Origin of the sequence: Kitasatospora griseola, assembly GCF_014648555.1 — a bacterium.
Classification (GTDB): Bacteria; Actinomycetota; Actinomycetes; order Streptomycetales; family Streptomycetaceae; genus Kitasatospora; species Kitasatospora griseola.
In genome coordinates this window covers 15,446-32,408 of record NZ_BMRI01000049.1, presented here as the reverse complement: position 1 = coordinate 32,408, position 16,963 = coordinate 15,446, and the positions used below count along the sequence as shown (strand labels likewise).

Sequence of the window (16,963 nt, the reverse complement as noted above, 5' to 3'; positions counted from 1 at the left end):
TTCGAGAGATGTCTCAGCCACCGGAAGGAGTTCGACTCGGGCGGTCCCAGTGCCGGTCGAAGGTAGCGAAACGCAGAAGGGCCCGCTTCCTCCGGCGTCGACGCCGGAGGAAGCGGGCCCTTCTTGTGTGCCGGGTCACCAGGACGCGCCGCCGAATCAACGTCTCTACCGCTGTGCGCCCCCGTTCTCGGGTGTCAGGCAGCGGTGAGGAGCGCGGCTGCGGCGAGCGCGATCAGGGCCGCGATGGAGGTGTCGGAAGCCCAGCGCAGCAGGGTCATCTTGTAGCGGAAGATCGCGCCGAGGTCGGCGAGCCGGTGGAGCCGGCGGTCCTGGGCGAGGGCCGCGCGCAGCTGGTCGGGGTCGAGGTCGGCCCAGTAGGCGGGGGAGCTCCGGTGGGGGTCGTCGGGGGCTCGGACTTCGGCGCGGGGTCGGATGGCGAGGACGGCGAGGACGGTGGCGGCCAGGAGCAGCGCGGCGGCGGGGGCGATGACAGTGAGCCGGGCGCCGTGCGACTGGGCGAGGATGGCGACCGCCGCGGCGAGGACGCCGTCGAGGCCGAGCAGGACGCCCGATTTCTGGTCGACTCGCCCTACGTCTCCGACGGTGTGGGCGAGCGCTTCGGTGAGGTTCTGGTCGGTGCGGTCGGTGTCGGCTTGGGCGGCGCTGGTTTCGGTGGTGGTCACGGGCGTTCCCCTCGGGTGGTCACTCGTACGTCCAGGACTGGGTGGTGTCGATGCGGCTGGTGTCGAGGGCGACGGCCAGGCCGTGGTGGTCGCTGGCGTCGGGCGGGGTGTCGAGCAGGATGTAGGAGAGGACGGCGGGAGCGAGCGGGGTGGAGACCCAGAGCTGGTCGATCCGGTCGTCGTTGCCGGTGCGGCGGAGTAGGAGTTCGTCGCCGGTCTGCTGGTACAGGTGCCAGGCGGTGTCGGTGAGGCCGTTGGCGGCGAGTTTCCAGGCGATCCGGCGGTCCGGCCCCGGGGCGGTCTTCTGGAGTGTCGGGTCGGTGAGCAGGGTTCGGGAGCCGCGGTTGTAGGGGCGCATGCGGTCCCAAGCCGGGTCCGGTCCGGCGGCGGGCGGGTAGTTGATATCGCCGCCGAGGATGCAGTAGGGGCCGTGCCGGTAGGTGCGGGAGGCGGCGAAGTCGGCTTCGGCGACGGCCCGGTCGGCGCTGTAGGGGGTGAGGTGGACGCTGGTCACGGCGAGCGGTGCGGGCAGGCCGGGGATGGTGAAGGCGGCGACGCCGAAGCCGTGGTGCGTCTCGGTGCCGGTGTAGTCGGTGTTCCAGGCGATGCGCCGGCCGAGGGTCTCGCGCCGGTAGAGCAGGGCGGTTCCGCGGCCGGAGCGGGACGGGGCGAGGAGTCCGTCCATGCCGAGGTCCTGCTCGGCGCGGACGAGCTGGCGGTGGCCGGCGTCGGCCCACCCTTCGGCTTCCTGGAGCAGCACCAGGTCCGGGTCGACGGCGGCGATGCGCTCGGCGAGGAGCGGCCAGCGATCCTCCCGGTCGCCGTCTCCGTCGAGCAGGCCTCCGCGCTTGAGGTTCTGTACGGCAATGGTCAGGATCACAGCTCTCCCTCTCCTTATCTGTAGGACGTGGTGGGGGCGGTGCCCGCCCCGGTGCGGACCGGGGCGGGCACGGCTGGTCAGTGCGCGGTGTGCGGGTGGTGGTCCTTGGCGGGGTGGCGGTGGGAGAGCGCGTCGAGCGGGAGGCCGATGCCGTGGGCAACAGCGGCGAGGGCCTCGGCCCAGTTGCCGTTGAACGCGACCGCGCGGTCGTCGACGTACCGCGCGGCGCCCAGCTTCCGGTTCGTCACAAGCGCGAGGCCGCGCTCGAGCCAGTACGAGCGGTCCTGGGAGGTGTCGACGAGGGTGGGCAGTCCGCTGTGGCGGGTGACCCAGTCCGCGACGGCCGTCAGATGGGAGTTGGGCCTGGCCGTGCACACGAAGACGGCGCGGTGGTCGGCGAGGAGCAGCAGGGCACCGATCGCGCCGGGGATCGGGTCGCCGTAGATGAGGCCGTTCTGCCATCCGCGGTCGTGGGCCACCAGGGTCTGGTCGAAGTCGATGCCCACGGCGTGCGAGGCGGGGGAGTCGGGGTGGAGGGGGATGACGGTCACGCGGTAGTCCTCCCGTAGCGGGTGCCGGCCGGGCGGCCGCGCCGCGCACCACTGCGCCCGCGGGCCGGGCCTGGATGGCTCGGCCCGCGGGCGCGGTGGTGGGCAGCGTCAGTGCCCGGGCTCCTCGTACAGCTGGTGGCAGTGGCACGTCGGGGCGGGCCCCCAGCCGTCGGCGGTGCGTCGGCGGCCGGGGCCGGCACCGGGGGTGCCGCTGCCGCCGCAAGTGGTGCAGCAGGCGTCGGCTCCGGGGTCGAGGGCCCACTCCAGGCCGCAGGAGCGGCATCGGGCGCAGTCCGCGAAGTCGTCGGTGTTCCGGATCGGTTCGCCGTACTCCTCGGCGCCGGGCGTGTGGCAGCGCGGGCAGGTGATCGTGAACTGCCGGGCCCGGGCGTGGGCGAGGGGGCCGGCGGCGATCGCGAGCAGCGTCTGGTGGTTGGCGGCCTCGATCCCGGCGACCTTGTGGGCCAGGGTCAGGGCCTGCTCACGGTTGTGCTGGTAGGCGGCGGCGCGGCCGATGTCCCACACCGGCCGCCAGCCCTCGCCCTCGATCCAGGCACGCACACCGGTCAGGGCGCCGTCGGTCACCGCCCAGCCGTCGCCGGTCGCTTCGCGGCGCACGACGACCTCGCCGTGCCCGCCGGCCGGGCCGTGGGGGATCGGCACGCGGAACTCGACCGCGAGCGCCAGTTGCTCCTCCGTGGACAAGGTGCTGTTTCTGCTGGTGTGGCCGCCGGGCGCGGTGTGGTCGGTGGTGGTCACGGTGTCCCTCCCGTGGACGGTCGGGTCCGGCCCGCCGCGAGCGGGCCGGACCCGAGTTGTGGTGGGCGGTCAGGCGTTGTGGTGGTGGCGGTACTTGAGGGCTTCGCTGACCACGACCCGCAGGTCATGGGTGATGGTCTGGCCGCAGCCGGGGCAGTGGGCGCTGTAGCCGGTGCGACCGGTGCAGCCGCTGGACGGGTCCTTGGGCTGGCCGGTGCGAGGGTGGACCTGGTGGTCGCAGGTGGTGCCGTCGGCGTGGACGCGGCGGATCCTGGCCGCCTTGGTCCTGGTGGTGGTCACGGGGTCCCTTCGGGTCGGTTCTGTCGGGTGCGGCGGGCGGCGTCGCGCGCGCCGGTGATGCGGTGGGCCTGCCGGGCGATCCGCTCGGCGAGGGCGGCCAGGCGGTCGGCGGCCGCGGGGTGCGCGCGTCCGTGACGCAGGTCGTCCTGGTAGCGGTGGACGTCGCCGGCGAGTTGCGCGACGTCGAGGGCGTGGGCCTGGAGTTCGTGCTCGATGTCGCGGTCCGGGTCCGGCCGGTGCTGGTGGTCGTTCACGTTCGGGTGTTCCTGGCGGTGTCGGGCCGACGGTCGGTCAGCGGTGGTCGGGCAGCAGGGGCAGGTACGCGCAGGCGACGGCGTGGTCGGTGACCTCGTTGCGCACCGTGTAGAGGGGTGCGGCTTCGGTGCGGAAGCGTCCGTCGCGGCAGCCAGTGCAGTGCCACCAGGCCGGGGTGCCGGCGCGGGCGGGGGTACCGGCGGGCCACGGCTCGGTGCCGATCAGCTCGACCAGGGCGCCGCCCTTGGTGAGCTGGCGCATCCAGACGTGGCCGAGGCCGCCGCCGGTCGGGGCGTCGCCGATGTGGACCTGGCCGAGCGCGAGGCGGATCCGGCCGTGGTCCGCGGCCTGCTGGAGCAGGGCCGTCAGGCGGTCATGGCCGCCGAGGGCCTCGCCGCCGGGGATGGTGCGCGAGAAGGCGTGCAGCTCGCCGATCGTGGTGCGGCGCCGGCCGAACGACTCGAAGTGGCCGAGGACGGCGAGGACGACGGTGTAGGCGTCGTCGCGGTCCAGCAGGCCGTCGGCCTGGTCGGGGGCGAGGCCGGCGAGGAGCTTCTCCAGGGCCGCGGCGGTGGCGGGAGTGCAGGGGTTGTCGATGCTCACGGGCAGGCCTTTCGACGGGGTGCCGGTTGGTTGCGAGAGCGCGCCGGCTGCCGTCCGGCCGTGGACCGGACGGCAGTCGGCGTGGGGTCAGTTGGCGCGGCGGGGGCCGGGCGGGAGGGCCCGGCGCGTGGTGCCGGTGGTGGTGGAGAGCAGCTGTGCGACGTTCTCGGAGAGGTCGGAGAACGTGGCGGGGACGAGCAGGTCGCCGGCGGCGTCGCGGGCGGCGAGCCGGACGACGGAGGCCAGGACGTGGCCGGTGTCCTCGCGGCGGCCGGCGATGACGGCGTAGGTGCCGACGAGCTGGGTGGTGTCGTTGGCGGTGCGGCCGCCGACGCAGCCGATGGGGACGGTGGCGTCGATGCTGCCGGTCTCGTCGGTGAGGACGAGCCGGCGGGGGCTGTAGCCGGTCGTCTCGGTGATGACGCCGTCCACGGTGACCAGGCTGAGGTCGGGGGCGGCGGTGAGGCGGGCCAGGTTGTCGGTCACGGAGTGCTCCTGTTCGATCGGATCTGCGGGTCCGGGTGACCGGGCAGCCGCGCCAGGTCCCGGCGTCACCTGCCTGGGTGGGCGGGTGGTCCGGGGCCGGCGGCGGCGGTCCGCTCGCGACAGGTCAGGCCAGTTCGGCGCGCAGGGCGTCCGCACGGGCCTGGCAGGCGAGGGCGGCAGCGGGGTTGGCGTGCTGGCCCACGGCGGCGGCGTAGGTGTAGATGCGGATCAGGGCGCGGCGCTCGTCGTCGGTGCGGGGCTGGACGGGCTCGCCAGTGGTGACGGCTCGCGCCAGCGGCTCCAGGTCCATCAGGTTGACGTGCTGGTGGCTGGGGTCCTGCTGCATGGCGGTCTCTCCCTTTTCGGCGGGTGGTGCTCCGGTGGCGGGGGCTCGGTGGCGGTCTGTCAGAAGAGGGCGAGCTGCTCGCGCTCGGCGCGGGCGGGGGCGAGGTCGGGCAGGCCGGGGGAGTCGGCGGGGGCGGGGCCCTTCTCGCCGGCGATGTGCCAGTCGGCGAGGGCCCGGGCGTCGGCGGCGGTGCGGCACCAGGCGTCGTCGGTCCACTCGCGGCGGGTGATGATCCGGCCGCAGCAGTTCACCCACCACCAGCCCGGCCGGGTCGGCCCGGTCGCCTGCTGGATGAGCGGGGTCTCGTGGTGGCAGGCGCAGCGGCAGATCCGGCGGCAGGGCGGCCCTGCGATCCACACCCAGGCGAGGTCGTTGATGCCGGAGTACTCCTGGCTTGGGTGGGTGTGGGGATGGGGGTGGCGGGCCGGGGGGCGGCGGTCTGGATGACGGTTTCGCAGGTGGGCCGGTTGTCGTCGCGGCACTCGGTGTGGCGGCCGCGCTGGCATTCGGCGGACGGCGGTTTGTGGCAGGCGCAGTGCGTGAAGGTGCCGGGGATGTGCTGGTGGTTGCGCAGCCAGGTCGGCGGCCAGACGTGTTCGCGGATCCAGGCCGCGGCTTGCGGGGGCATGGCGTCGGGCCGGTGGGCGCCGGTGTCGTGGTTGTCGTGGGCGCGTTCGGCGGCGAGGCGGGCGCGGCCGGTGTCGGTGAGGCGGGGGCCGTCGGGGTGGTCGGCGATCAGGCCGCCCCAGATCAGGGCCAGGACGTTGTTGGGGACGCCGTGGATGCGGTAGCGGTCGTGGTCGTAGTCGAGGAGGCCGCGGTCGGCGAGGTCGAGCCACATCGCGTTGACGGGTCGCTCGTCGGGCCAGGGGGCGTGCACGGCGGGTGCCTCCGTAGTGGGTTGTGAAAGGGGCCGGTCCGGCCGCGTCGTGCGGCCGGACCGGCGGTGCAGGTGGTGCGGTGCGTGCGGTTCAGGCGTGGAGGTCGACGACGCCGTCGGTGTACTCGGCGCGGGTGAGCGGGTAGCCGGCCATCTCGACCACGGCGTGGCCCGGGGCGTCCTGCAGAACAACGCGCAGGTCCTCGGCGGTGAGGCGGTTGGTGCGCTCGGAGGCCCGGGTGAGGTGGCCGGTGCCGATGTCCCCGGCCGGCTGCGCGGGCTCGAGGGCGGCCTGGGCGGGGGCGCGGTTGATGCGCGCGCCGTACAGGTAGCGGCCGGCCTCGATGTCGCTGTCGTCCGGTCGGCTGTCGGACGCGCCGCCCTGGGCGGACGCCGGGTCCGGGGCGGGGACGAGGGTGTCCTGGCCCGGTGCGGCGGGGCCGGTGGGCGGGTTCTTCGCGGCGAGGTGGGCGGGGTCCGGCTCCGGGCAGACGAGCTCGCCGCCCGTCAGCGTCTTCCAGCCGCGGTCCCGGGCCGCGGCGACGACGTCCGCGGGGGACTCGTAGTAGCCGTACTCGTCGTCCAGCGGCTCGTCGCAGATCGCACACCACGCAGAGTGCACAACGTGAGGGCGGACGCTGCCGGTACGGGCCTGGCGCGGACGCCGCCACGCCTTGCCGTGGTGAAGGACCACGGCGTGCACGACCGCGTTGAACGGGGAGCCGTCGTCCATGTCTGCAGCAACCGCGTTGTGTTCGGCGGCCTCGATCAGGGCCTCGCCGAGGCCGGGCATCGGGACGACCTGCCCGATGGCGGTCAGCCACAGTGCCCACTCCTGGGACTCGCTGCCGACGACGAGCGGCTGCTCGCCGAACAGGCCCCGGCGGGCAATGGCGGAGGCGGCGGAGGCGAGCACCGGCGCGGCCGGGGTGGGGGTGGTGGTGTTCATCGTGCTGTCCTTCCTGAAGACGGCGGAGACGGACGAAGCGGGTCAGCGGGCGTTGCGGCCGACCCGAGGTCGAGCGGACCGGTGACGCAGCCGACGGACGGCGCGCCAGGGCGCAGCACAGCGGGGCCGGTTCGGCTGCGGCGTGGGGGCTGGCGGGAATCCTGGCCGCCTGGATCACTCCAGCGGTGCGCCGGCCTCGAAGGCCTGCAGCAGCTGGTCCGCCGCGCTCTCCTCGAAGAAACGGGTCTCGCCCCAGGGCCGGCCGCTGTACTCGGAGGGCGCGTACTCCAGCGTCATCTCGCGCGGCTCCTCCTCGTCCAGGAAGTCCGCGTCGACCTCGCCGGCGTCGAACGCGAGGAGCAGGCCGGTGAGCTGGCCCAGGGTCAGCTTCCGCACGTCGCGGTAGTCGGAGCCGTCCTCGGTGGCGATGGTGAGGGTGACCTCGGTCAGGCTCTCGTCCCGGGCGGTAGTGGGGTCGGTGCTCTGGTCGGTGGCGATCACCGGCGCGGGCGCGGCCGGGGCGGTGGGTGTGGTGTTCATCGTGGTGTCCTTCCTGGAGGGTGCGAGCGGGGCGGGGTGGGTCAGCGGCCGGTGCGGGCCGGTTCGAGGCAGGCCGGGCCGGTGGCGGTGACGTGGTCGACGTGCGCGAAGCCCTCGGCGAGCAGTTGCTCGGCGCTGGGCAGCAGTCGCTCCTGGTCGATGAGGACGTGGTCCGGGACGACCCGCTCCCGGGCCGCGTTCTGTGCGCGGCGGCGCTCGAGGGCGACGTCGAACAGCACCGCGCAGGCCGGGCGCTGCCAGTAGCGGGCGCGAGCGAGGAGGTGGGCACGCCAGGGCTGCTCGAGGGCGGTGGAGTCGATGACGGTGGTCAGGCCTCGGGCGAGGCGGGCGTCCAGGAGGAGGTCGAGGACGCCGGCGGCGACGGTGCTGGCGCTCTGGTCGGCCTCGGAGCCGGTGGCCATCGCCCGGTAGTCGTCCAGGGACAGGCGCCAGATGGTCGGCCAGCGGCGGACGGCGAAGCGGGTCTTGCCGGCGCCGGAGCCGCCGACGAGGACGATCAGCGTGCTGGGGGCGAAGTCGGTGGGGTTCATGGGTTGGTGGTTCCTTCCGGGTTCGGGTCGGGGGTGGTTCGCGGTGCGGGACGACGAGGCGGGCCGGGGGCGAGGCCGGCCCGCCGGGCACGGGCTGCCCGCGAACCGGCCCCGGGGACGGTTCGTCCGTTCCGGGGCCGGAGTTCGCTGTTCGCGGGATTCGGTTCGCGGTTCGGGCCGCGATGCGGTTCGCGGTTCGCGGGATCCGGTTCGCGGTTCGGGCCGCGATGCGGTTCGCGGTTCGCGGGATCCGGTTCGCGGTTCGCGCTCAGGCCGCGATGCGGTTCGCGAACTCCCTGCGGGCGTCCACGAGGCGGTGGTACGCGGTGGTCTTCTTCATGCCGAGGTTCGCCATGACGTAGTCGAGATCGACGGTGTCGTGGCCCACGGCGTCGATCAGGGCGAGAACCTGCCGAACCTGCTCGTCCGCGAGTTCCTGCGCGGCGCTGCGCCGGTTCGAACCGGCCGGGGCCGGGACCGGGCGCTGCTGGTCGGCGGCGGTTCGCGGCCCGGAACCGGTCCCGACGGGTTCGCCGGTCGGGGCGTAGCGGTTCGCGGGCTCCAGTTCGCGGCGGCCGCCCGCCGCGCCGGAGCGCGCTGCGGGCAGTGCCGGGTTCGGCGAACCGCCGGGACGGTTCGGGGTGTGGTTCGGCGAACCGGCGCGGGTGAGGCGAACCGCGAACCGGGGAACGACGGCCGGGTTCGGCGAACCGGACAGCGCGACGACGAGACTGCGGCTCGGCACGGTCGGCAGGGCGCGCAGCGGCGCCCAGTCGCCGACACCGATCGCCGAGGCGACGAACCGGCGAACCGGTCCCAGGCCGGTTCGGCGAACCAGTTCGCGGTGGTTCGCGGCGGCCGTCCAGGCGAGCTCGACCGTGGACAGCGACTCGTCGGTGATCGCCAGCGACCACGCGGTGAAGGCATGCGCGGGGTAGCGGGCCCAGCGGATCGCCCCGATCGTCGGCCGCGACTGGGCGACCTTGCCGTCCGCACGGAGCTTGCTGCGGTGGATGAGCCGGGCGTAGAGCTCCCACAGCACCATGCCGGTGATGCTCATGACCGAGAACGCCACCGCCTTGGGGGTGGGGTCCCAGTAGCTGAGCTGGTCGACCATCTTCTGGGCGACCGGGTCCCACTTGTGGCCGGTGACGGTGGCCGAGGCGTGCCAGTAGTTCATGACGGCCGCGCCGACGGCGAACACCCAGGTCGCGACCCGGTAAAGGGTGCCGCTGTCGCCGACCTTCCGGGCCTCGTGGTACATCCACGCGACGAACGCCGTACTGAGTTCCCACGCGGCGGCGAACAGGACCGTGAACGGGGGGACCCAGCCCAGGATGTCCTGGGCGAACCCGGCCTGCCCGGTCCAGGCGACGGCCATCGGCGCGGTGATCGGCACGATCGCCAGCAGGCGCCGCGAGTTGGCCTTCAGGAGCGCCTTCGTCCGGCCGGCCAGCGTGGGCTTCCCGGCCCGCTCGGCCGCCCGCGCCTCCCGCTTGAGGCGACGCTTCTCCAGCTTGCGGGCGGTGCGGGCGGTGGACCGGCGCAGCGTCTCCCGGGCGGCGTCGAGCTCCTGGAGCGCGAGCTGCTTGGCCTGCTGCGCCTCGGCCTCCGCCTGCTTCGCCGCGGCCAGGCTCTGGTCGGTCCCGGCCTTGACCGCGGCCACCTCCTGCTCGGCCTGGGCCCGGACCTGGCCGGCGTCGGCCGCCGCCTTGGCCCGCACTTCACGAGCCGCGTCGGTGGCCTGATCGATCTCCCGGTCCGCTTCCTCGCGCAGCCGGCGGACCTGGACGCGCACCCGCTCGGCGTCGGCCTCGGCGACACGGCGCAGCTCGTCGGCCTGCTCGCGGGCCGCCTCCAACAGGCCGGTGACCCGGGTTCGGGCATCAGTGAGCGTGGCATCGGCCTGCGCGGCGGCGTCCTCACGGACCTCGGCCGCGTGCCGCTCGGCCTGGATTCGCAACTCCTCGGCGTCACGGTGCGCCTGACCGCGGATCTGACCGGCCTGGTCCTCGCCGGCGCTGGTGACGGCGGCGGCCTTCTGCTCGGCACCGGCAAGCAGCCGCTCGGCCCGGGCGCCGCTGACGCGGGCCTGCTCGGCGGCCTCGCTGCGCACCGCCTCGGTCTGCTCCTCGGCGCTGCGGATGAGGGCGGTGGCGGTGTTCTCGGCTTCGGTGAGCAGGGTGTCGCTCTGGTGGCGGGCGTCGGTGAGGATCGCCTGGGCGCGCTGCTCGGCCTCGGCGGTCAGGTTGCCGGCCGCCGCCTTGGCCAGGCCGGTGATCCAGTCCGCCGATTCGTCGGCGGCGCGGAGGAGGGCGGCGGCGTTCTCCTCGGCGTCGGCAAGGGTCCGCCGGGCCGACTCGTCGGCCTCGGTGCGGATCGCCTCGGCCGCGATTTCGGCACGCTCCGTAACCATCTCCGCCTCGGCGGCAGCCTGGTCGCGCAGCTGCTCGGCCTCCACCGTCCGCTGCGCGGCTGCGGCCAGTTCGGCCTCGGCGGCGCGGTGCGCGTCCTTGAGCAGAATGCGGGCGTCGTCCTGGGCGAGGCCTCGGATGTCGGCTGCGCGGTCGGCGGCGTCAGCGAGGGCCGGGTGGGCCGCGGGTCCGGTGAACGTCGCCGGGACGGTCTCGGCGGCGGGCTTGGGCGGGGTGCCGGCGGTCTTCGGCGCGGCGGCCGCGGGCGGCTTCCGGGCGGTCTTCGCCGGGGGCTTGGCGGGGGCGGTGCGGGCGCGCCGGGGGGCGGTGGTGCGGGCCGGGGGCATGGCCGGTCTCCTCTGATCAGTCACGGTGGGTGAGCATTCGGGCGAGCGGATGGGGTGGGGACGCGGATGGGGTGCTTGGGGGTCGAAAACGGCCCCGGACGCGGGTTCCGGGGCCGTTTCAGGGGGTGCGGGCGCTGGATCGGTTTGATCGGTTTCCGCAGGTCACAATCGGTTTGTGAATCGGCGGCCGATCGGCGGCCAATCGGCGGGGCATCCGTTTCCCCGCCGATCCGGATCCGATCGGCCGCCGATCAGCCTGCCGATCGAGTCGGTGACTCTGTGTACTGGTCGGCGGCAGCGAGAACATCGCTGCGGCGAATGCCGCGTGGGCTGCCGTCCACCTCGTCCAGGCGCTCGGTGGACAGCTCGACCCCGGCCCTGCGGACCTCCAGGGAGAGGGTCCGGCCGATCTCCATCACGCGCCCGCGCTCGTCCTTCTCGTGCCAGCGGTCCCACCGCTTGGCGTCATGGGCGATCAGGTACGGGTGGAGCTGGACGAGCGTGAGGGCCTCGGCCTGCTCCGCGTCCAGGGCGTCCAGGAGCACCTGGACGATCTCCGGGAGGGGCTGCTCCTCGTCCTGTCCGGCGGCGGACTCGGGGCTGTACTCGTCGTCGTCCTCGGCGCACATCGCCAGGAGCCTCGGCCACGGAACGTAGTGGAGGTACTCGTCCTCGTCGTCGCCGAACTTGAGGCTCGGCGGGTTGGGCGCGTTGAGGGCGGCGTCGATGGACGCCTGGTCGACGTCGACGAGGCCTGCGGCGAGGCGCTCGGCGGCGCGCCGGCCGCCTTCGTCGTCGGGGATGTAGTGCCACTTGTGGAGCATCGGGTCCTCGGAGACGCCGGGGGCACCGACGATGTAGGACTTGGCGCAGTCGTTGAGCGAGGTGCCGGACTTGGGCTGGAGCCGGTGCGGCAGGTAGCCGAAGTCGATCGAGCCACTGCCCAGGGCCTGGGTGGTGTCGACGTCCCGGCACGCGCCAACGATCTTCAAGGCGGGGTGCTGGGCGATGTTGCTGCCCAGCAGTTCCTTGGTGGCGCCCTGCGCGGCGAACAGGACCCAGACGCCTTCCTTGCGGCCCACCAGCATCAGCTCGGCGATGATCTGCTTGCTGCGCTTGGTGAGCTTGGGGAACTCGTCGATGAAGGCGAAGACTGCCGGGTGCTCGCGGCTGCAGCGCCAGGTGTCGCCCATGCCGAGCTTGCGGCGGATGCGGGCGCGGCCGGCGGCGAGCCGGTAGAGGGAGAGCAGCGCGAACTCGATCTGGATCGGGTTCGTGCTGGTGAGCTTGACCGCGTCGGTGAACTTCCCCGGGCCGTCGCCGGACGGGTCGAGGAACACGGTGACCGCGTTGTGCGCGGCGGTGGTCCAGTCGAGCAGTGCCCGGATCAGCGTGGACTTGCCGCCGCCGGAGCGGGCGATGACCTCGCCCATCAGCTCGGCCAGGGAGAAGCACAGGTCGGTGCCGTCGGCGCTCATGCCGAACACTCCGGCGGTGGTGATGTCCACCGAGTGCGGGGCCCGGTACGGGGCGGGCTTCATCGCGCCGAACAGGTCGCCGGTGACGATCCGCAGCGTGGCCTCGGAGGTGCGCTGGCGGTTGGGCTGGAGGATCACGTCGCCGTCGCCCAGGTCGAACCGCGTCTCCAGGCCGCCGAGCTTGTCGCCGATCTCACCGGAGGTGCCCTCGGAGACCCGGACCACCACCTCCCAGCCCCACGGCTGCTGAACGGGCTCGCCGACGTGGGCGAGCGGGACGCGCTCGGCGAGCAGCGCCCGCCGCACGCACTCGGCGGCAACCGCAGGGTCGGTGACGTCGCGGATCGAGAACGGCCGACCGGTGTCGCCGGGGAACAGCGCGCCGTCGAAGGCAGCCGCCGGGCCCTCGGGCTGCTGGTTCTTCTTCTCCTTGGCGGGGGTGCCGGTGGCGATCTCGTACGCGAGCGCGGGGACGTCGGGAAGGGTGCGGCGCCAGCCGGTGATGCGGCCCTTGGCCCAGGCGACGACGGCGATGGCGGCGGCGGTGAACGTCGGCAGGAACAGGCTGCCGGCGGCGATCTCGAGGCCCCCGACGGCCAGGGTGAGGGTCGCGAGGCCCGCCCAGCGCTTGTTGGCGGTGCGGCGGCGGTGGCGTTCCAGCTCGGTGTCGACCGGCTCGTGGTGGCCGGTGTAGGGCCGGCGCTGGATGTCGCGGGCCCGCTCGCGCCAGGCCGCGGCTTCCTGGTGCAGCGCCGCAGCGGTGGTGGTGGCCTGCTTGTGGTCGGCGGTGCTGGCCTCGTCGGCCTGCCCGGCCGCGGTGGCGCGGCGGGCCTGCTTCTCCAGCTCGCCGGCCTTCTCCTCCAGCCGCTCGACCTCCGCGTTCTTCTGGGCGAGCCAGGTGTTGTAGCGGCGGTTCAGCAGGCCGGCGCGCAGGTGGGCGGCGGTCTCCTCGGAGGCGTTCGCCCAGGTCTTGGTCTCGGTCTTCAGGACGGTCAGGCCCTCGCGCAGGGCGGTGTACTCGCGGCGGGCCAGCGCCTGGGCGCCGGCGGCGAGGCGGACGCCGAGGCCGGGCTTGTCGCCGCCCGCACCGTTGCTGCTGTTCACGCCGCCGGTCGGGCTGCTCGGGTTGGGCTGGTCGTCGGTGAGGAACTCGCCCTCGGCTTCGAGGTCGATGACGATCGGTTCGGGCGGGTAGGTGGTCACGGCTGCCTCCGGCGGCGGTTCGGGCGGAACGGGGTCCGGGCGGTTGCGGCCGCCCGCGCGCCGCGGCCGTGCCGAGGGCACGGGGCGGGGCGTGGGCGACCGGTGGCGTCCGGGCCGGGGTCAGGCGATGGTGCCGACGAGGGCGGAGCCGAGGTTGTTGGCGGCCGGGATGACGGTGGCCATCACGGCGCCGCCGAGGGTCGCGGACAGGCCGAGCAGGGTGCCGGAGATGATGCCGACGCGCATCTTCGGCTTCCAGGCGGTCGGGATCTTCTTCCAGCCGCCGAGGACGACCACGGTGAGCAGCAGGAGGATCAGGTTGCCCATGCCGGTGAGCTCGTTGCTGGCCGAGCGGACGGCGAGGTCGGCGTCGCCGCCGGTCGCGCCCCACATCGCGAGGGTGCCCGCTCCGTTGCCCAGCCAGGTGATCGCGCCGGTGGTGAAGCCGATCAGGCCGCTGGTGGTGGCGGTGGCGATGGCGCCGTAGGCCATGCCCGCGGCGAGCGGGACCAGGTCGTCGACCGCGCCCTTCATCGCGGCCGAGGCGTTCTTGATGTTCGCCAGCGCGAACCGGCTGGTGTGCCAGAGCGGGATGGCGATGCCGATGAAAAGGCCGCCGATGGTGAGCGACGCGGCGGGGATGTTCACGGGTGGCCTCCAGAGAGGGGAGAAAGGAGAAAAAGGGGAGAGGAGCAGGTCGGCCGCCGTCGGGCGGCCGGGGTTCAGGACTGGTGGGCCTGTTCGGGGTCGTCGTACTTGCGGTGCCGGGAGTCGGCGATCAGCAGCGCGGCGACCGCCGTGGCGAGGACTGCCAGGACGACGATGTTGATCCACATGGGGTGGTCGATCAGGACGATCCGGGCGAAGTGCCGCAGGGTCGGGGTGCACGACACGGTGCCGAGGGCCGTGCCGAGGACCGCGCACCACAGGACCGGGGTCAGCTGTCCGAAGCGGGTGCGCTTCCAGGTGGACCGCGGCATGGCGTAGAGGCAGAAGGCGCCGTAGGCGGCGCAGAGAGCGGCGGCGGCGGGGATGCGGTAGAGGTGGTCCAGGTCCATGGGGCGGGTCTCCTGACGGCTTGTCAGTGGAGGGCGCCCAGGACCTGGGCGCCGAGGTCGTTGACGGCGGGGACGAGGGTGGCGGCGGCCAGGCCGGAGATGCCTGCGGCCAGGCCGAGCGCGGAGCCGGACATCACGCCGGTGCCGATCTGGGCGCGCAGCCGGGCGTCGCAGCAGCGCCACAGGATCGCGGTGGCGGCGACGATCAGCAGGGTGGCGACGCCGCCGGGGCGGGTGAGGCCGGCCTCGGCGGGGTGGGCGAGCAGCTGCTCGCCGCCGGCGCCGGTGGCGCTGTTGCCGAGCGGGTTGGTCGCGCGGGTGACGAGCAGGTGGGTGGCGAGGCCGAGCAGGCCGCCGGAGCACAGCGCGGCGAGCAGCCCGGACAGCAGACCGCCGGCCAGCGCGAGGGCGTCGGGCAGGGGGAAGCCCCGGTGCCACCAGCGCAGGGCGGTGCCGATCAGGAGCGCCAGGCCGAGGGCGAGGCCGCCGACGGACAGCTGGGTGGGTGTCATCTCCGCCTCCGGCGGTGTCAGTAGGCGAGGATCAGGTGGACGAGCAGCGGCACGAGGTGGACGCCGGTGAGCGCGGAGACGGCGGGCGGGGTCAGGAGGACCAGGAGGTCGCCGGCGGCGGTGCGGGTGTGGGAGAAGCCGCGGCGGGCGAGCCGCCACAGCCGCACCGCGGCGAGGAGGTAGACGGCTGCGGCGGCGGCGCGTCCCGGCCACCACGGCAGCGACAGCGCGAGGCCTGCGGCGTCGGCGACGACCGCGACGGCGGGCCGGCGGCCGGCCTCGGCGAACCGCCCACGGTGGGCGGGCAGGTAGGGGATCCCGGCGGCGGCGACCACCAGGTCACGAATGATGATCACGACGTCCTTCACGGAATCAGGGGCCGGTGGTGCCGACGGCAGGTCGGGTCAGCGGGTCAGGTCAGCAGGTGCGCCAGGCTGGTGATCAGGGCGTAGGCGGCGTACAGCGCGGCGGCGGCGACCGTTGCGACGAGCAGCGGGGCCTGGCGGCGGCGCAGCTCGTCGCGGGTCCAGGGGTGGCCGCGCCAGGCGGCGACGGCGTGGGCGAGGACGATCAGCGCGGCGTACGGCAGGGTGAAGACCGCAAAGGCGATCAGCAGGATCACGGGCGCGGCGGGCATCAGGCGCCCGTTCCGATCCAGGCGATGCCGAGCAGTCCGGCGGGGGTGATGAGCCCGGCGGCGAGCCAGGAGCAGGTGTGCACCCGCACCAACCACCTCAACTTCCGGTGGTCGTGGTAGGCCCACTCCAGGACGCCCGCGGCGACGAGGAACGCGACGATCACGCCCCACGAGTCGCCGGCGACGTGCAGCAGCTTGTTCCAGACCGCCTCGGTGAGGACGACGCCGAACAGCATCGCGATGCCGTTGCGGACGGGGTGCACCAGGTGGATGTCGAACCGCGCCGCGGGCTCAGGTTCCTTCTTCCTGGACTCGGCCGTCAGCGCCGCGACAAGCTCGCGGGCGTCGACGTAGGTCATCGGGGCGGGCGGCGGGGCGGTCGTAGTCGCCATCCCCCCCGCCGCCGCCGGCCCATCCGCCCGACGGGGCGGGGGCCGGCGCAGCGGCGGGGGCGGACCCGCCTCCGCCGAACCCGCCGCTGCCTCCCCAGCCGGATCCCCCGGCCGACGGAGCCGGAGCCGCACCGCCGCCCCAGTTCGAGCCGCCGGCCGACGGGGCCGCCCCGCCGCCGCCGTTCCAGCCGGAGCCGGGCGCGGGGGCGGGGGTCGGAGCGGCGGGGGCCGACCCGCCGCCGGTGCCGGTGCGCCACCAGCTGCCCGGGCCGGGCGGCTGCGGCGGCACGCCGCCGGCGGTCGGCGCGTGGGTGGGCGGGGGCGGCACCGTGACGCCGGGTGCCGGCGTGCTGCCGGATTCGGTGGACAGCGTCACGTTCGTGGGAGCGATCGGGTCAGACATCCGCGCGCTCCCGCTCCTGGACGGCGGCCGGGGCCGTGGTCGTGGTGCGGGCGACGGCGGTCGTGCGGCGCGCGGTGCGGCGCTTGTCGGCCCGGCCGGTGCAGGCCTCGGCGACCAGCACCATCCCGGCCGTGGCGGCGGACCCGGCGTAGAACACGGCGAAGATCTCGTCGGAAGTGATCATGGTGCGTGGTCCTCTCTGGTCGGATCAGCGGCGGGTCAGCGCACGGGCGTCGGCCGGGCCGTCGAGGACGACCGTGGGCACGCCGGACGCGGCGACGGCGGTGTGGACGGCGTCGACGAGCGCGGGGTAGAGGTGCAGGGCGACGGCGCGGGCGGCCAGGTCGGCCGGCGTCCGGTCCGTCGCGCCCTTGTCGGCGTGCAGGGCGGCGACGAGGTGCGCGAGCTGCGGTGCGGCCAGCGCGACCGTCACCGTCGCGCCGAGGTCGGCGGGGTCGCCGTCGATCCGCGAGGCGGCGACGGCGGCGAGCAGCTCGGCGAGGGCGGGGCGGCCGCACAGGTGCCGCCAGGTGTCGGTGCGCATCGTCAGGCGGAGGCCGGTGACGGCGGCGGCCCAGGACATGACGGTGTTCAGCGCCCGCTCGCTCTGGCGGCGCTGGTGGTCGTCGTACTGCTGCTGGCGGCGCTTGTCTCCGAACACGGGGAAGTCCTCTCAGGTGGGCGGGGTCTGACGGTGTGCGAGCCCGGTGGCTCTCCGGACCGGCCGTCCCGCGTG

24 protein-coding genes are annotated in these 16,963 nt (G+C 74.4%); all 24 read right to left on the bottom strand.

Annotated elements, in window-relative coordinates:
* Window positions 1-194: 194 nt before the first annotated feature.
* The 24 genes from IEZ12_RS34440 to IEZ12_RS34325 all read right to left on the bottom strand — a co-directional run bounded on the left by IEZ12_RS34440 (window position 195) and on the right by IEZ12_RS34325 (window position 16,888).
* Window positions 195-683, bottom strand: coding sequence for a Pycsar system effector family protein (locus tag IEZ12_RS34440; RefSeq protein WP_189277932.1), 489 nt, complete (start codon window positions 681-683; stop codon window positions 195-197).
* Between the two features lie 19 nt (window positions 684-702).
* On the bottom strand, window positions 703-1,563 hold the full coding sequence (locus IEZ12_RS34435) for an endonuclease/exonuclease/phosphatase family protein (RefSeq protein WP_189277930.1): 861 nt from the start codon (window positions 1,561-1,563) through the stop codon (window positions 703-705).
* Window positions 1,564-1,640: 77 nt separating this feature from the next.
* Window positions 1,641-2,114: an HAD family hydrolase gene (locus tag IEZ12_RS34430; RefSeq protein WP_189277928.1), complete on the bottom strand. Its 474-nt coding sequence runs from the start codon at window positions 2,112-2,114 to the stop codon at window positions 1,641-1,643.
* Between the two features lie 108 nt (window positions 2,115-2,222).
* Window positions 2,223-2,873: a hypothetical protein gene (locus tag IEZ12_RS34425; protein WP_189277926.1), complete on the bottom strand. Its 651-nt coding sequence runs from the start codon at window positions 2,871-2,873 to the stop codon at window positions 2,223-2,225.
* A gap of 69 nt (window positions 2,874-2,942) precedes the next feature.
* Window positions 2,943-3,173: a hypothetical protein gene (locus IEZ12_RS34420; protein ID WP_189277924.1), complete on the bottom strand. Its 231-nt coding sequence runs from the start codon at window positions 3,171-3,173 to the stop codon at window positions 2,943-2,945.
* Window positions 3,170-3,427, bottom strand: a complete 258-nt coding sequence (locus IEZ12_RS34415) for a hypothetical protein (RefSeq protein ID WP_189277922.1) — start codon at window positions 3,425-3,427, stop codon at window positions 3,170-3,172. Before IEZ12_RS34415 ends, IEZ12_RS34420 begins: the two co-directional genes overlap by 4 nt.
* A 37-nt stretch (window positions 3,428-3,464) precedes the next feature.
* On the bottom strand, window positions 3,465-4,031 hold the full coding sequence (locus IEZ12_RS34410; protein ID WP_189277919.1) for a hypothetical protein: 567 nt from the start codon (window positions 4,029-4,031) through the stop codon (window positions 3,465-3,467).
* Window positions 4,032-4,118: 87 nt separating this feature from the next.
* Window positions 4,119-4,517 carry a hypothetical protein gene (locus tag IEZ12_RS34405; RefSeq protein WP_189277917.1) on the bottom strand — a complete coding sequence of 133 codons (399 nt, stop codon included), beginning with the start codon at window positions 4,515-4,517 and terminating at the stop codon, window positions 4,119-4,121.
* A 124-nt stretch (window positions 4,518-4,641) separates the two neighbouring features.
* Window positions 4,642-4,863 (bottom strand): hypothetical protein, encoded by a 222-nt coding sequence (locus tag IEZ12_RS34400; protein WP_189277915.1) that lies wholly within the window; start codon window positions 4,861-4,863, stop codon window positions 4,642-4,644.
* A gap of 59 nt (window positions 4,864-4,922) precedes the next feature.
* A complete protein-coding gene (locus IEZ12_RS34395; RefSeq protein ID WP_189277913.1) occupies window positions 4,923-5,114 on the bottom strand; it encodes a hypothetical protein in 192 nt (63 codons plus the stop codon).
* Complete coding sequence (locus IEZ12_RS34390) at window positions 5,111-5,743, bottom strand: hypothetical protein (RefSeq protein ID WP_189277911.1); 633 nt, start codon at window positions 5,741-5,743, stop codon at window positions 5,111-5,113. Before IEZ12_RS34390 ends, IEZ12_RS34395 begins: the two co-directional genes overlap by 4 nt.
* Window positions 5,744-5,834: 91 nt before the next feature.
* A complete protein-coding gene (locus tag IEZ12_RS34385; RefSeq protein WP_189277909.1) occupies window positions 5,835-6,692 on the bottom strand; it encodes a hypothetical protein in 858 nt (285 codons plus the stop codon).
* Window positions 6,693-6,866: 174 nt separating this feature from the next.
* Window positions 6,867-7,232: a hypothetical protein gene (locus IEZ12_RS34380; RefSeq protein WP_189277907.1), complete on the bottom strand. Its 366-nt coding sequence runs from the start codon at window positions 7,230-7,232 to the stop codon at window positions 6,867-6,869.
* Between the two features lie 41 nt (window positions 7,233-7,273).
* Complete coding sequence (locus IEZ12_RS34375) at window positions 7,274-7,783, bottom strand: AAA family ATPase (protein WP_189277905.1); 510 nt, start codon at window positions 7,781-7,783, stop codon at window positions 7,274-7,276.
* A 268-nt stretch (window positions 7,784-8,051) separates the two neighbouring features.
* Window positions 8,052-10,544 carry a hypothetical protein gene (locus IEZ12_RS34370; protein ID WP_189277903.1) on the bottom strand — a complete coding sequence of 831 codons (2,493 nt, stop codon included), beginning with the start codon at window positions 10,542-10,544 and terminating at the stop codon, window positions 8,052-8,054.
* Window positions 10,545-10,795: 251 nt separating this feature from the next.
* A complete protein-coding gene (locus tag IEZ12_RS34365) occupies window positions 10,796-13,225 on the bottom strand; it encodes a P-loop NTPase family protein (protein ID WP_189277901.1) in 2,430 nt (809 codons plus the stop codon).
* A 120-nt stretch (window positions 13,226-13,345) separates the two neighbouring features.
* On the bottom strand, window positions 13,346-13,873 hold the full coding sequence (locus tag IEZ12_RS34360) for a hypothetical protein (RefSeq protein ID WP_189277899.1): 528 nt from the start codon (window positions 13,871-13,873) through the stop codon (window positions 13,346-13,348).
* A 74-nt stretch (window positions 13,874-13,947) separates the two neighbouring features.
* Complete coding sequence (locus tag IEZ12_RS34355; protein WP_189277897.1) at window positions 13,948-14,283, bottom strand: hypothetical protein; 336 nt, start codon at window positions 14,281-14,283, stop codon at window positions 13,948-13,950.
* Between the two features lie 23 nt (window positions 14,284-14,306).
* Complete coding sequence (locus IEZ12_RS34350; RefSeq protein ID WP_189277896.1) at window positions 14,307-14,795, bottom strand: hypothetical protein; 489 nt, start codon at window positions 14,793-14,795, stop codon at window positions 14,307-14,309.
* Between the two features lie 17 nt (window positions 14,796-14,812).
* Window positions 14,813-15,151, bottom strand: a complete 339-nt coding sequence (locus IEZ12_RS34345) for a hypothetical protein (RefSeq protein WP_189277895.1) — start codon at window positions 15,149-15,151, stop codon at window positions 14,813-14,815.
* 56 nt (window positions 15,152-15,207) lie between these two features.
* Window positions 15,208-15,432 carry a hypothetical protein gene (locus IEZ12_RS34340; RefSeq protein WP_189277894.1) on the bottom strand — a complete coding sequence of 75 codons (225 nt, stop codon included), beginning with the start codon at window positions 15,430-15,432 and terminating at the stop codon, window positions 15,208-15,210.
* Window positions 15,432-15,824 carry a hypothetical protein gene (locus tag IEZ12_RS34335; RefSeq protein WP_189277893.1) on the bottom strand — a complete coding sequence of 131 codons (393 nt, stop codon included), beginning with the start codon at window positions 15,822-15,824 and terminating at the stop codon, window positions 15,432-15,434. The genes IEZ12_RS34340 and IEZ12_RS34335 overlap by 1 nt, the downstream gene beginning before the upstream one ends.
* 395 nt (window positions 15,825-16,219) lie before the next feature.
* The gene (locus IEZ12_RS34330) at window positions 16,220-16,411 is read right to left on the bottom strand and encodes a hypothetical protein (protein ID WP_189277892.1); all 192 of its coding nucleotides are present in this window, start codon (window positions 16,409-16,411) and stop codon (window positions 16,220-16,222) included.
* A gap of 24 nt (window positions 16,412-16,435) precedes the next feature.
* Window positions 16,436-16,888, bottom strand: coding sequence for a hypothetical protein (locus IEZ12_RS34325; RefSeq protein WP_189277891.1), 453 nt, complete (start codon window positions 16,886-16,888; stop codon window positions 16,436-16,438).
* Window positions 16,889-16,963 lie beyond the last annotated feature (75 nt).